This window comes from Roseomonas sp. FDAARGOS_362 (assembly GCF_002754815.1).
Classification (GTDB): domain Bacteria; phylum Pseudomonadota; class Alphaproteobacteria; order Acetobacterales; family Acetobacteraceae; genus Roseomonas; species Roseomonas mucosa.
The window spans coordinates 3,915,677-3,928,214 of sequence record NZ_CP024588.1 but is presented as its reverse complement, the minus strand read 5'-3'; the positions used below and the strand labels follow the sequence as shown (position 1 = coordinate 3,928,214).

The following is a 12,538-nucleotide window of genomic DNA, read 5'->3' as shown; positions in this document are numbered from 1 at the left end:
CGGGGTCTTAACCGTGAACAGGACGCAATGATGGGGGCAAGGAGGCAGGCATGTGCGACATACTCGTGGTGGATGATGACGATCTGGTGCGGGCCACTCTCTCCTCGATCCTGGAGATGGAAGGCTGGTGCATCCGCGAGGCGTCCTCCCCCGACGAGGCCACGGTCGTCACGCAGGACGAGATCTGCCGCGTGCTCGTCACCGACATCAACCTCGGCACCCCGCAGGACGGCTTCGACGTCGCCGCGCAACTCCGCAGCCGCAGCCCTGGCCTGCCCGTGGTCTATGTCAGCGGCCGCCCCTGGCTCTTCAACGGCCGCCAGATGAACCCCGACGAGCGTACACTGGCCAAGCCGTTCCGCGCCGAGGAACTCACCCGCACGGTGCGCGAGCTGCTCGGCCTCGTGCACATGGATCACCCGTCGCGCCAGGGCGCCGTCCCGACGGGACCGTGACGAGTCTCCGGCGAACAGCGGAACCAGCATCTTCCGGCTGCCCCCTTGCCTGTGGCGAGGCGGGCACGGATGATGTCCCATGAAGCATCACAGCCACGCGAACCTCTCGCGAGATCGTCATCTGAACAGGGATTTGCGCCATTGGGCGGATCGGCCGGCCCCCGGACGGAGCCGGTGCCGATGAACGACGCAAGCCCCTTCGCCGGCGAGACCCGGCCCGGCAGCCTTCCCGAAGTCCACCGCAGCGTCGGCGTCCCCCGCACCGGCAGCACCTTCCGCCGCTTCCTCGCCTTCGCCGGCCCTGGCTACCTCGTCGCCACCGGCTACATGGACCCGGGCAACTGGGCCACGGCGATCGCCGGCGGCTCCGCCTTCGGCTACACGCTGCTCTCCGTCGCCCTGCTGTCCTCCCTGATGGCGATGCTGCTCCAGGCCATCTCGGCCCGCCTCGGCATCGCCACCGGCCGCGACCTCGCCCAGCTCTGCCGCGAACGCCTGCCGCGTCCCTTCGCCGTCCCGCTCTGGCTCCTCGCCGAGCTCGCCATCTGCGCCACCGACCTCGCGGAGCTGATCGGCACCGCCGTCGCCCTGCAGCTCCTCTTCGGCATCCCGCTGCTGCTCGGCACCGTGCTGACCGCGCTCGACGCGCTGCTGATCCTGTGGCTGCAGCACAAGGGCATGCGCTGGCTGGAGGCGATGGTCGCCGGCTTCCTCGCGCTGATCTGCGCCTGCTTCGCCGTCCAGGTCGCGCTTTCCGACCCGAACTGGGGCGATCTGCTGCGCGGCTACCTGCCCTCCGCCTCCATCGTCACCAACCAGACGCAGCTCTACATCGCCATCGGCATCATCGGCGCCACGGTGATGCCGCATAACCTCTACCTGCACACCGCGGCCGTGCAGTCGCGCGCCGTCGCCCCCGACGATGCCAGCCGCAAGGAGGCCGTGCGCTTCGCCACCTGGGACAGCTGCACCGCGCTGACCATCGCCCTGCTGGTCAATTCCGCCATCCTGATCGTCGCCGCCGCCGCCTTCCACACCAGCGGCCACCACGACGTCGCGGAACTCCAGGACGCGCACAGCCTCCTCGCCCCTCTGCTCGGCGCCGCGGCCCCCATCCTCTTCGCCGTGGCGCTGCTGCTCTCGGGCCTCAACTCCACCGTCACCGCCACGCTGGCCGGGCAGGTGGTGATGGAAGGCTTCATCCACTTCCGCCTTTCCCCGGTGGTGCGCCGCCTCGTCACCCGCGGCATCGCCATCGTCCCGGCGCTGATCGTCACCTGGCTCTACGGCGAAAGCGGCACGGGACAACTGCTGATCCTCAGCCAGGTGGTGCTGTCGCTGCAGCTCCCCTTCGCGATGATCCCGCTGATGCTCTTCGCCTCCGACCGGAAGCTGATGGGCAACCTCGTCACGCCCCGCTGGCAGCGCGTGGTCGGCTGGGCCATCACCGTGCTGATCGTGGGGCTGAACGTGAAGCTCATCGCGGACACGGTCACGGGCTGAACGCCACCGCGCGGCTGGCCGGGGGAAGAAGGCGCCCCCTTCTCCCCCCCGGCACGCCCTGCTCAGTGGTTCAGCGTCCCCGCATTGATCACCGGCACCGGGTCCTTGTCCCCCACCAGCACCAGCAGCAGGTTGGACACCATTGCCGCCCGCCGCTCGGTATCCAGCGCCAGCCCCTTCCGCTCCAGCGCGGCCAGCGCGTCCTCCACCATGTCCACCGCCCCGGCGACGATCTTGCGGCGCGCCGCCAGCACCGCCTCGGCCTGCTGCCGCCGCAGCATCGCCCCGGCGATCTCGGGCGCATAGGCGAGGTGCGTGATCCGCGCCTCGGCGATGCGGATTCCGGCGCGCCCCACCCGCTCCTGCAGCTCCCGCACCAGCCCCTGCACCACCTCGTCGCCGCCATCCAGCAGCGTCGCCGGCGCCCGCGCCGCCACTGCCGCCTCGGCCTCCGTGCCGCCCACGCCGCTGACGATGGCCACCTCCGCCGCGTCATAGGCATGCGCCCCGGCGATCCGCCGCAGCGCCGCGTCGCTCTGCACCCGCACGAAAGCCTCGTAGTCGTCGATCTCCAGCAGCGCCGCCGCCGAATCCGACACGGACCACACCACCGCCGCCCCGATCTCGATCGGGTTGCCCACGCCGTCATTCACCTTCAGCGCCGCGATCTCATGCGTCCGCAAACGCCGCGACACCTTGCTGCGCGTATAGAGCGGATTGGTGAAGCGCAGCCCCGCCGCCTCGTCCGTGGCGCGATAGCTGCCGAAGAGCAGCAGCACCGCGCTCTCGTTCGGCGCCAGCACATAGAGCCCGCGCAGCAGGAACAGCCCCAGCACCACCAGCAGCCCGGCCGGCACCACCCGCCCCGGCTGTCCCGCCGCGGCGGAGCCCAGGAACAGCAGGACCCCCGCCGCCACCAGCAGCACGATCACGCCCAGCGCCGCATAGCCGCTTACCGCGAAGCCGCGCCGGTCCCGTACCGCCCCGCCCCGATCCGCTTCCGCCATCGCCATCCTCCCTGCCCAAAGGAGACAACGCCCCGGTCGCCTTCCGTTTCCCCGGGCCCCACCCGCACGCGCCCCGGCCGGCCCCAGCCCCAGGCCCCCGCCCCCCGGCAGACCCGGCCTCGCAGCTTGACTCCCGCCCCCGCCCCCGGACCAATGCCGCCCCCTGGCGCCGCGCCGCCCGTTCCGGGCACCGGCCCCCGAAACCTTCCCCGGAGCCCCGCCGCATGACCGCGCGGAAAGTCATCTTCGACACCGACCCCGGCATCGACGACGCCTGTGCCCTGGCGCTGGTCGCCGCCAGCCCGGCGCTCGAACTGGTCGGCATCACCAGCGTCTTCGGCAATGCCCCGGTCGGGACCACCACCCGCAACGCCCTCTACCTCCGCCGCCGCTACGGCCTCGCCGCCCCGGTCGCCCGCGGCGCCGCCCGGCCGCTCGCCTGCCCGCCGCGCGACTTCCCCGCCTTCATCCATGGCGAGAACGGCCTCGGCGACTTCCCCCTCCCCGGCCTGGCGGAAACCGGCCAGGACCCGGCCGACCGTCCGCACGCGCTCGACGCCGCGCATTTCATCGTGGAACAGCTCCGCGCCGCGCCCGGCGAGATCACGCTGATCGCCGTCGGCCCGCTCACCAACCTCGCCATGGCGCTGGACATCGATCCCGGCATCACCTCGCTCGCCGCCGAGCTCGTGGTCATGGGCGGCGCCTTCGGCACGGCCGGCCGCCCCGGCAACGTTTCCCCGGTCGCCGAAGCCAATATCTACAACGACCCGCACGCCGCCGACCGCGTCCTCACCGCGCCCTGGCCGGTGCGCCTGGTCGGCCTCGACGTCACCACCCTCTGCGTGATGAGCGGCGCCTACATGGCGGCGCTGCGCGACCGCGCGCCCGGCATCGGCGGCTTCCTGTACGATATCACCCGCTTCTACGAAGGGCTCTACCGCAGCCGCGACGGCATCGACGGCATCAACGCGCACGATGCCCTGGCCGTCGCCCGCGCCATCGACCCCACGCTCTTCACCGAGCGCCGCGGCCCCGTCCGCGCCGTCACCGAGGGCATCGCCATCGGCCAGACCATCCAGCGGGTGGAGGATATCCGATATCCCCCCGGCCCCTGGGACAACCTGCCCGCCCAGTCCGTCTGCCTCACCGCCGACAACGAGCGCTTCCTGCGCCTCTACGCCGACACCCTGGCCGCCTGGGACGCCGGGCGGACGCCGCCGGCCCGCTGATCCCGGGAAACGCGCCCGGAACGCCCTGGCGGGATATCAGACAGGAAACCAGCGCTCGAACGCCTCGGTCCCCTGGGCCGTGAACAGGACGGCGCGGCTGGCCTTGTCCCGCCGCGCCCATTTCAGGGCCAGGATGCGGCTCAGGCACCGGGCTCCCAGCCGGCCCGCGAGGTGATCCTTGCGCTCGCTCCAGTCCAGGCAGGCTACGCAGGCCGCCCCCTCCCCCGCGCCGGTGGGTTCCGCCACGATCCCGAAATCGCGGAAGAACCCCTCCCCGGCGGCGGTCAGGAAGATCCCCCTGTCATCCCGCCGGATGAAGCCCCGCTGCACCAGGCTTTCCAGCAGCCGGATGCCCTTCGCGCCGCCCAGATGGTCATAGCAGGTCGGGCCTCCCGCAAGGCCGGCTCGCGCGGCCCGGTCCTGACCCTCCGGTGCCCCGTCCTCTCGGCCAGCAGCATCAGGCTTTCCAGCGTGTGCGCGACATCCGCGCCCGACAGGCGGACATAGCGGTTGCGGCCCTGCCGCACCGAGACCAGCAGCCCGGCTTCCTCCAGCTTCGCCACATGCGCGCTGGCGGTGGGCAGGCCGATGCCCGCTGACCGCGCCAGTTCGCCGACCGTCAGGGCGCGCCCGTCCATCAGTCCGGAAAGCATGTCGGCCCGCGCGGAATCGCCGATCAGCGCGGCAACGAGTGCGATGTTCGGGCCGTCCTTCATGCTTCGATGCGTAGCGAACCATTGGATGGCCTTCAAGCGCTACGGTGAGCCCCTCCTGACCAGGACCATCCGGGACTTCACCATGGAACGAGACGACGACAGGACCCGCGCGCTGGAGAAAGCCTTCGGCCATGCCAGGCAGCACCTGGAGGGCGAGCGCACACGCCCGGTCGGCGCGACGGCGACAGGTGCGGAACTGCGCCGCCGCCTCGGCCATCTGCTGACGGATGCGGGCATCCCCGCCGCCCGGGTGATCGACGACCTCGCGCGCGACGTCGAGGGCGGCCTCCTTGGCAGCACCGGCGGCCGCTTCTTCGGCTGGGTCATCGGCGGCACGCTGCCGGCCGCGCTGGGGGCGGACTGGCTGACCTCGGCCTGGGACCAGAACGCCGCCATCCACGCCTGCAGCCCGGCGGAAGCGGTGATCGAGGAGATCGCGGGGGAATGGCTCAAGGACCTCCTCGGCCTCCCCGCCGAAGCCAGCTTCGCCTTCGTCACGGGGACGCAGGCGGCGCACCTGACCTGCCTCGGCGCCGCGCGCCACAGCCTGCTGCGCCGCCTCGGCTGGGATGTGGAGGAACAGGGGATGCCGGGGGCGCCCCGCATCCGGGTGCTGACGAGCAGCGAGCGGCACGGTTCCGTCGAACGCGCCCTGCGCCTGCTCGGCTTCGGCACCGCCGCCATCGAACACCTTCCCTGCGGCGAGGACGGTTGCCTGCCCCCGGAGACCCTGGCGCGGGCCCTCGCGACCGGCGGGGACGTACCCGCGATCGTGGTGCTGCAGGCCGGCGATCTCAATATCGGCGCCTTCGACCCTTTCGCGGCGCTGATCCCCATCGCCCGGAAGCACGGGGCCTGGGTCCATGTCGATGGCGCCTTCGGCCTCTGGGCGGCGGCAAGCCCGTCCCACCGGCACCTGACCGCGGGCGCCGCCCTCGCGGACTCCTGGACCTGCGACGGGCACAAATGGCTGAACACGCCCTTCGACTGCGGCTATGCCTTCGTCCGGGACCGCGAGGCGCACCGGGGCAGCTTCTCGCACCGGACCAGCTACGCACCGGCCGCCGGCGACGCGCGCGACCAGATCGACTGGAACCCCGAATGGTCGCGGCGCGGCCGCGCCGTGCCGACCTATGCCGCCATCCGCGAGCTCGGGCGCCAGGGCATCGCCGGCCTGGTCGAGCGCAGTTGCGCGCATGCCCGGGAACTCGTCACGCGGATCGGCGCCCTCCCGGGCGCGGAGGTCGCATGGGCACCGGTCATCAACCAGGGGCTCCTGCGCTTCCAGGACGAACGCGCCGGCGCGACGGACGAGGACCACGACCGGCGCACCGACACGGTCATCCAGGGAATCGTCGCGACCGGCGAAGCCTTCTTCGGCGGCACCACATGGCGGGGCAGGCGCTGCATGCGCGTGTCCGTCTGCAACTGGCAAACCGGCCGCGACGACATCGAACGGGCCGTCGAAGCCGCCCGGCAGGCCCTGGACGCCACCCGGCCGCCGTCCTGACCCCCGCCACCGGGGCACCTCCACCCGGCCGGTCGCTTCCCTCCGGCCGGGAACCGCTCCGGGAGCGGCCGGACCGATCCCGCGCCGCCTCAGGCAAAAGCCCAGCGCAGCGTCCGCGCCACCCCGCGCACCCCGCCCCGCACCAGCGGCGCGGCCAGCAGCGGCACCTCCAGCCCATGCATCCGCCGCGCCCAGAGCGGCAGCAGGTCCACCGCCGCCCGCCCCGCCAGCGCCCGCAGCGGCTCCGCCTTCCCCGTTCCGGGCGAGAGCACCAGCCCCGCCACCTCCCGCGTCCGGCCGTCACACCGCAGCCCGGGCCGCATCGCCTCGATCAGCCGTCGCGCCTCGCCCCGGCTGCGCGGCACCGGCGCGGCGCCCAGCGCCTCCCCGACCCTGGCCATCTCGGCGACATAGCGGTCCTGCTCCGCCGCGCTCAGATCCGGCGCGGCATAGCGCATCCCCGCCTCCAGAAAGCTGACCACCTCCGTCACATGCACCCAGGCCAGCAGCGCCGGGTCATCCGCCGCATAGGGCGTCCCATCCGGCAGCACCCCCCGCACCCGCGCATGGATGCCGCGCACCCGCGCCGCCACCGCCGCGGCCTCCTCCGGCCCGCCATAGGTGGTGAGCGCGATGAAGCGCGCCGTCCGCCGCAGCCGCCCGCTCATGTCGGCGCGGAAATCCGAATGATCCCAGACCCCCGCCAGCACCGCCGGGTGCAGCATCTGCAGCAGCAGCCCGGCCATGCCGCCCACCATCATCGCCGCCACGTCGCCATGCAGCCGCCAGGCCACCGAGCCCGGCCCGAACCAGCCATCCTCCCGCCGCGCCACCGGCCGCTCGCCGCGGGCGGCATCGTTGAACAGCCCCCGCACCTCGGCGACGATGGCGCGCTTCAGCGGCCGCGCCAGCGGCGCCGGCAGCAGCGTGGCGAAGAGAGGGGACGGCGAGGCTTCGGACATGCCGCACCATGTCGGCACGCCCGCCGCAAGCGGAAGGGGCATCCCCGCCAACCCGCCCCGGAACCGGCCTCCGGGAACCCGCCCCCCGGAAGCCCCCGCCCCTATTCCCCCAGCGCCGGCACCGCCTCCTCCGCCGCCCCATGGCGCGGATCGCCGCAATGCCCGTGCCCGAAATCCGCCAGCGTCTCCAGCACCCGGCAATCCTCCGTCACCCCGCAATCCCCCGGCACCGCCAGCCGCGACAGCTCCGCCCGCAGCGCCAGCAGCCGCGCCACGCGCCGGTCGATCTCCGCCATTTGCGCCCGGGCGATGCCATGCGCCGCCGTGCAGTCCAGCCCCGGATGCTCCGCCAGGTGCAGCAGCTCGCGGATCGCCGGCATGGCGAAGCCCAGCTCCCGCGCATGGCGGATGAAGCCCAGCCGCCGCAGATGCGCCAGGCCGAAGACCCGGTGGCCGCCCTCGCTCCGCAGCGCCGGCGGCAGCAGCCCCTCCGCCTCGTAGAAGCGGATCGTGGTGGCCTTCACCCCGGTCCGGCGCGACAGCTCACCGATGGCCAGCATTCCGCTCCCTTCCGCCGCCCGCCGTTCCGACATGCCTGCCTCCCGCACCGAAATCCGCCACATCGCCTCTTGAACCTCCAGCCGCTGGAAGTCCCACCTTTCAGGCCGAACGAGCGGAAGATGGTGCGATGACCGGAGCCGATACAAGCGAGGAACGCCTGTCCTGGCGGGTCGAGGGCATGGACTGCCCCTCCTGCGCCGCCAAGGTGGAGAAGGCCGTTGCCCGCCTGCCGGGCGTCCATTCCCCCCGGCTGAACTTCACCGCCGAGCGCCTCAGCCTCGCCCTCGCCAAGGGCACCCAGGCCGAGGCCCTGGCCGCCCAGGTGGAAAGCAGCCTCGCCGCCCTGGGCTACCAGGCCCGCCGCCTCCCCCCGCGCCCGGCGCCCGCCCCGGCCAGCGACCAGGCGCACGGCCACCGGCACGGCCCCGGCCCCTCCTCCGCCACCGAGGCATCCTGCTGCCACCCCGGCGACGCCGGCTGCTGCGGCAACCACTCCGGCATCGGCCACCCGCCGCACGACCACGGGCACGACCATGCCGGCCAGGATGCCCACCCCATGGACACCGAACCCGCCGCCGCCCACCCCAGGGGCTCCCACAGCCATGGCGGCCTCGCCCACGCGCATTCCCACGACGACCCGGCCGAGGCCGGCCTCCCGCTCTGGCGCACCGCCAAGGCCCGCCTCCTCCTCGCCATCGGCCTCGTCGCACTGGCCGGCTGGCTCCTCGCCCGGCTCTCCCCCGGCGCGGCGGATGCGATCTACGCCGCCGCCACGCTGGTCGCCGTCTTCCCCTTCGCCCGCCGTGCCTTCGCCCTGGCGCGCGCCGGCAGCCCCTTCTCCATCGAGACGCTGATGGTGGTCGCCGCCCTCGGCGCCGCCGCCATCGGCGCGGCGGGCGAGGCCATGACGGTCGTCTTCCTCTTCGCCCTGGGTGAGCTGCTGGAAGGCGTCGCCGCCGGCCGCGCCCGCGCCGGCATCCAGTCCCTGGTCGCGCTGATGCCACGCACCGCCCTGCGCCTCGACGCCGCCGGCAACGCCACGGAGGTCCCGGCCGCCACCCTCGCGGAAGGCGACCGCGTCCTGGTCCGCCCCGGCGAGCGCGTGCCCGCCGACGGCACCATCGAGGATGGCCGCTCCGCCCTCGACGAGAGCCCCGTCACCGGCGAGAGCATCCCCGTCCCGCGCGGCCCCGGCGAGCCGGTGGTGGCCGGCAGCATCGCCACTGACGGCGCGCTGCGCCTGCGCGTCACCCGCGCCGGGGAGGACAGCACCCTCGCCCGCATCGCCAGTTTGGTGGCCGAGGCCTCGGCCTCGCGCGGCCGCGCCCAGCGCTTCGTGGAACGCTTCGCCAACTGGTGGACCCCCGGCGCCATGGCGGTGGCGGCGCTGACCATCCTGGTCCCGCCCCTCATCCTCGGCGGCGACTGGTCGGTCTGGCTCTATCGCGGCCTCGCCCTTCTGCTGGTCGCCTGCCCCTGCGCCCTGGTGATCTCGGTCCCCGCCGCCATGGCCTCCGGCCTTTCCGCGGGCGCCCGGCACGGCCTGCTGGTCAAGGGCGGCGCGGCGCTGGAGGCCATCGGGAACGCCCGCACCATCGCCTTCGACAAGACCGGCACGCTGACCGAGGGCCGCCCCCGTCTCACCGACCTCGTCCCCGCCGGCACGGAGGCGGAGGACGATCTCCTGGCCCTGGCCGCCGCCGTGGAAGCCGGCTCCGCCCATCCCCTGGCTCATGCCGTCACCGAGGCCGCCGCCGCACGCGGCCTCGCCATCCCCGAGGCCCGCAACGGCAGCGCCATCCCCGGCAAGGCCGTCACCGCCCAGGTCGGCGATGCCCAGGCCGGCATCGGCAGCATCGCCTGGGCCGAGGCCGAGACCGCTCCCCTCCCCGCCGCCCTGGCCGCCCGCCGCGACGGCCTCCAGGCCGAGGGCAAGACCGTTTCCGCCCTCATCGCCGATGGCCGCCTCCTGGCCCTGCTCGCCCTGCGCGACGAGCCCCGCGCCGATGCCGCCCAGGCTATCGCCGCCCTGAAGTCCCAGGGCATCGCCACGGTGATGCTGACCGGCGACAACCCCCGCACCGCCGCCGCCATCGCCGCGCGGCTCGGCCTGGAGGCCCGCGCCGGGCTGCTGCCAGAGGACAAGCTGCGCGAGATCGCCGCACTGAAATCCGCTGGCCCTGTCGCCATGGTTGGCGACGGCATCAACGACGCCCCGGCGCTCGCCGCCGCCAGCACCGGCATCGCCATGGGCGGTGGCACGGAAACCGCGCTGGAGGCCGCCGACGCCGCCCTCCTGCACGGCCGCGTCGCAGGCGTCGCCGAGCTCGTCGCCCTGTCGCGCGACACGCTGCGCAACATCCGCCAGAATGTCGGCATCGCCGTGGGGCTGAAGGCGCTCTTCCTGGCCACCACCCTCGCCGGCATCACCGGCCTCTGGCCCGCCATCCTGGCCGATACCGGCGCCACCGTCCTGGTCACGCTGAACGCCCTGCGCCTGCTGGCCTGGAAACCCGCCCGGATCTGACGCCATTTCAGGCGTTGCGCCGTCCCGGGGGAAAGGCGCTGCCTTTCGCCCCGGACCCCCTATCCGCCAGGACCCTGCGGGCCCTGGACCCGATGAGTTGGCTCTCCCTGTGGCCGGATCGCGCCGGAGGGCCATGCTCTCCGGCGGACTGCCCAGGCCACCCGCGCGGTAAGGATGCTTTTCTTCTTTTCGGGAGCCCCGCGTCGCTACCTGCTCCCAGGGATCAGGCCGCGGGCTGACGGCCACCACGCAGAGCCAGCGAAAGGCGGGGTCCGGGGACATACCATGTCCCCGGCGGAGAGGGGGTCCGGGCGGAGAGGCAGAGCCTCTCCCCCGGCGGCCGGCCTCGAAGCAAAACGCCCGCAGCCTCAGCGCATCGGCAGCGCATAGAGCAGCCCGCCCCGCGTCCAGAGCTCGTTCGGCCCGCGTGCCAGCCCGACCGGCGTCTTTGGCCCCATGTGGCGGTCGTACATCTCGCCATAATTGCCCACTGCCTTCACCACGCGCACCACCCAGTCCGGGTCCAGCTTCAGCGACTGTCCCAGTTCCGGCGTGACCCCCAGCAGGCGGCGCGTGTCCGGGTTGGTGGTGGTCCGCTTCACCTCCTCCGCATTGGCGGAGGTGACGCCGCTCTCCTCCGCCTGGATCACCGCGTTCACGTACCAGCGCACCAGGTCGTACCACTCGTCGTCGCCACGGCGGACATAGGGGCCGTAGGGCTCCTTGGAGAAGCGCTCGCCCAGGATCTTCCATTCCTCGGGATTGGGCATCGAGGACCGCACGGCGGCGAGCTGCGAGGCATCCGTGCCGAAGGCATCGCAGCGACTGGCCTGCAGCGCATCGGAAGCCTGGTCGTTGCGCTGGAAAAGTACCGGGCTGAAACCCAGGCCCTGGCTGCGGAAATAGTCCGCCGTCACCTGCTCGTTGGTCGTGCCCTGGATCAGGCAGATCGTGGCGCCGTTCAGCTCGGATGCCTTCGAGATCTGGGCATTGGCCCGGACCATGAAGCCGTGCCCGTCATAGAAATACGGCGTGATCGCCCGCAGCCCGAGCGTCACGTCGCGCAGCATCGTTTCCGTGCTGGTGCGGAACAGCACGTCGATCTCGCCCGAGGCCAGCGCCGTGAAGCGGCTGGAGGACGGCAGCGGCGTGAACCGCACCTTGCCGGCATCGTTGAACAGCGCCACGGCCAGGCCCCGGCACAGGTCCACGTCCAGTCCCTGCCACACGCCCTTGGAGTCCGGCAGGGCGAAGCCCGCCACGCCGGTATGGATGCCGCAGACAAGCTGCCCGCGCGCGCGGACCGCATCCAGCGTGGCCCCGGCCCGCGCGGCGCCAGGACCGGTCAGCAGCGCGGCCACGGACATGGCCAGGGCAAGAAGAAGGCGCTTCATCGTCACGACATCCCGGTTGTGAACCCGGAAAGAGTGCGAAGTCTGTTCCCGCACCGTCAACACGCCCGCCCGGCTTCCAGGGCGCTGGAACGCGCCACCCCGTCCGGCCGCTGCCCACGCCCCGGGCATTGCCGCGCGGCGCCGCCCATCTCCGCGCCGCTTCTGTCCCGCGAGCGGGCGCGGACAGCCACCGCCGAGCCCGAACAGACCGTTCCTCAGTGCCCCCGCACGTAATGCACGATGTCGATGAAGCCCTGGGCGGAGACTGGCAGCACCAGCAGCAGGACCGCCGTGATCAACACGATCGCCGCCCAGAACCGCTCCTGCCCCTTCGAGCGCTCGGGCGGCTCTTCACGCATCCGGAAACCCGCACCATCGAAGGGCATTCGCAGCACTCCCGCCAGCAGCTCCCACTCCCCGGGGGCAAAGCCTATCGGCACGGCCATCGCGGCCTCAAGTCCTATCCGTGCCGTCGCCCGGAACCCGCCCCGGCTCTGGCCCCGGCCGCTGCGCCGATGGGAACGGCGCGGGCGTCTCCCCCCGCCACACGCCCGGTGCGGCCCCTCCGGCGTCATGCCCCCCCGCCACTCCCGGCGGAAGCTGCCGGACCGCCCACCGGCGCCCGGGCTTGCGGTTCGCGGTATCCCCATTAACGTCCGGCAGGCCGGGAG

12 protein-coding genes are annotated in these 12,538 nt (G+C 73.0%); 5 read left to right on the top strand and 7 right to left on the bottom strand.

Annotated elements, in window-relative coordinates:
- Window positions 1-50 precede the first annotated feature (50 nt).
- Together CTJ15_RS22405 and CTJ15_RS22400 are read left to right on the top strand one after the other, a co-directional pair.
- Window positions 51-455 (top strand): response regulator, encoded by a 405-nt coding sequence (locus CTJ15_RS22405; RefSeq protein ID WP_019462874.1) that lies wholly within the window; start codon window positions 51-53, stop codon window positions 453-455.
- Window positions 456-635: 180 nt separating this feature from the next.
- Window positions 636-1,958: an Nramp family divalent metal transporter gene (locus CTJ15_RS22400; protein ID WP_019462875.1), complete on the top strand. Its 1,323-nt coding sequence runs from the start codon at window positions 636-638 to the stop codon at window positions 1,956-1,958.
- Between the two features lie 62 nt (window positions 1,959-2,020).
- On the opposite strand, the gene CTJ15_RS22395 is transcribed toward CTJ15_RS22400, so the two are convergent.
- A complete protein-coding gene (locus CTJ15_RS22395; RefSeq protein ID WP_019462876.1) occupies window positions 2,021-2,965 on the bottom strand; it encodes an SPFH domain-containing protein in 945 nt (314 codons plus the stop codon).
- A 224-nt stretch (window positions 2,966-3,189) separates the two neighbouring features.
- On the opposite strand from CTJ15_RS22395, the gene CTJ15_RS22390 reads away from it, so the two are divergent.
- A complete protein-coding gene (locus tag CTJ15_RS22390) occupies window positions 3,190-4,197 on the top strand; it encodes a nucleoside hydrolase (protein WP_099782033.1) in 1,008 nt (335 codons plus the stop codon).
- 36 nt (window positions 4,198-4,233) lie between these two features.
- Here CTJ15_RS22390 and CTJ15_RS24945 read toward each other — a convergent pair whose 3' ends face one another.
- Both CTJ15_RS24945 and CTJ15_RS24940 read right to left on the bottom strand, forming a co-directional pair.
- Window positions 4,234-4,527 carry a hypothetical protein gene (locus CTJ15_RS24945; protein ID WP_226946031.1) on the bottom strand — a complete coding sequence of 98 codons (294 nt, stop codon included), beginning with the start codon at window positions 4,525-4,527 and terminating at the stop codon, window positions 4,234-4,236.
- Window positions 4,482-4,913, bottom strand: a complete 432-nt coding sequence (locus CTJ15_RS24940) for a helix-turn-helix transcriptional regulator (protein WP_226946030.1) — start codon at window positions 4,911-4,913, stop codon at window positions 4,482-4,484. Before CTJ15_RS24940 ends, CTJ15_RS24945 begins: the two co-directional genes overlap by 46 nt.
- Before the next feature lie 25 nt (window positions 4,914-4,938).
- Between CTJ15_RS24940 and CTJ15_RS22380 the strand changes: the two genes are divergently transcribed.
- Complete coding sequence (locus CTJ15_RS22380; RefSeq protein ID WP_226946029.1) at window positions 4,939-6,423, top strand: aminotransferase class V-fold PLP-dependent enzyme; 1,485 nt, start codon at window positions 4,939-4,941, stop codon at window positions 6,421-6,423.
- 89 nt (window positions 6,424-6,512) lie between these two features.
- Here the strand turns inward: CTJ15_RS22380 and CTJ15_RS22375 are convergent, their stop codons facing one another.
- Window positions 6,513-7,427, bottom strand: a complete 915-nt coding sequence (locus CTJ15_RS22375; RefSeq protein ID WP_019462878.1) for an oxygenase MpaB family protein — start codon at window positions 7,425-7,427, stop codon at window positions 6,513-6,515.
- Between the two features lie 59 nt (window positions 7,428-7,486).
- Window positions 7,487-7,945, bottom strand: a complete 459-nt coding sequence (locus CTJ15_RS22370) for a helix-turn-helix domain-containing protein (protein ID WP_076970502.1) — start codon at window positions 7,943-7,945, stop codon at window positions 7,487-7,489.
- Between the two features lie 128 nt (window positions 7,946-8,073).
- Between CTJ15_RS22370 and CTJ15_RS22365 the strand changes: the two genes are divergently transcribed.
- Window positions 8,074-10,473 carry a heavy metal translocating P-type ATPase gene (locus CTJ15_RS22365; protein WP_099782032.1) on the top strand — a complete coding sequence of 800 codons (2,400 nt, stop codon included), beginning with the start codon at window positions 8,074-8,076 and terminating at the stop codon, window positions 10,471-10,473.
- Window positions 10,474-10,841: 368 nt separating this feature from the next.
- Here the strand turns inward: CTJ15_RS22365 and CTJ15_RS22360 are convergent, their stop codons facing one another.
- Both CTJ15_RS22360 and CTJ15_RS22355 read right to left on the bottom strand, forming a co-directional pair.
- Window positions 10,842-11,867, bottom strand: coding sequence for an amino acid ABC transporter substrate-binding protein (locus tag CTJ15_RS22360; RefSeq protein WP_058390223.1), 1,026 nt, complete (start codon window positions 11,865-11,867; stop codon window positions 10,842-10,844).
- Between the two features lie 215 nt (window positions 11,868-12,082).
- Window positions 12,083-12,313, bottom strand: a complete 231-nt coding sequence (locus tag CTJ15_RS22355; RefSeq protein WP_019462882.1) for a hypothetical protein — start codon at window positions 12,311-12,313, stop codon at window positions 12,083-12,085.
- Between the last annotated feature and the right edge of the window lie 225 nt (window positions 12,314-12,538).

Bases quoted from the DNA above. Each gene is read 5' to 3' on its own strand.
- CTJ15_RS22405 (WP_019462874.1), top strand. From the start codon at position 51: ATGTGCGACATACTCGTGGTGGATGATGACGATCTGGTGCGGGCCACT.
- CTJ15_RS22400 (WP_019462875.1), top strand. From the start codon at position 636: ATGAACGACGCAAGCCCCTTCGCCGGCGAGACCCGGCCCGGCAGCCTT.
- CTJ15_RS22395 (WP_019462876.1), bottom strand. From the start codon at position 2,965: ATGGCGGAAGCGGATCGGGGCGGGGCGGTACGGGACCGGCGCGGCTTC.
- CTJ15_RS22390 (WP_099782033.1), top strand. From the start codon at position 3,190: ATGACCGCGCGGAAAGTCATCTTCGACACCGACCCCGGCATCGACGAC.
- CTJ15_RS24940 (WP_226946030.1), bottom strand. From the start codon at position 4,913: ATGAAGGACGGCCCGAACATCGCACTCGTTGCCGCGCTGATCGGCGAT.
- CTJ15_RS22380 (WP_226946029.1), top strand. From the start codon at position 4,939: ATGGCCTTCAAGCGCTACGGTGAGCCCCTCCTGACCAGGACCATCCGG.
- CTJ15_RS22375 (WP_019462878.1), bottom strand. From the start codon at position 7,427: ATGCCCCTTCCGCTTGCGGCGGGCGTGCCGACATGGTGCGGCATGTCC.
- CTJ15_RS22370 (WP_076970502.1), bottom strand. From the start codon at position 7,945: ATGCTGGCCATCGGTGAGCTGTCGCGCCGGACCGGGGTGAAGGCCACC.
- CTJ15_RS22365 (WP_099782032.1), top strand. From the start codon at position 8,074: ATGACCGGAGCCGATACAAGCGAGGAACGCCTGTCCTGGCGGGTCGAG.
- CTJ15_RS22360 (WP_058390223.1), bottom strand. From the start codon at position 11,867: ATGAAGCGCCTTCTTCTTGCCCTGGCCATGTCCGTGGCCGCGCTGCTG.
- CTJ15_RS22355 (WP_019462882.1), bottom strand. From the start codon at position 12,313: ATGGCCGTGCCGATAGGCTTTGCCCCCGGGGAGTGGGAGCTGCTGGCG.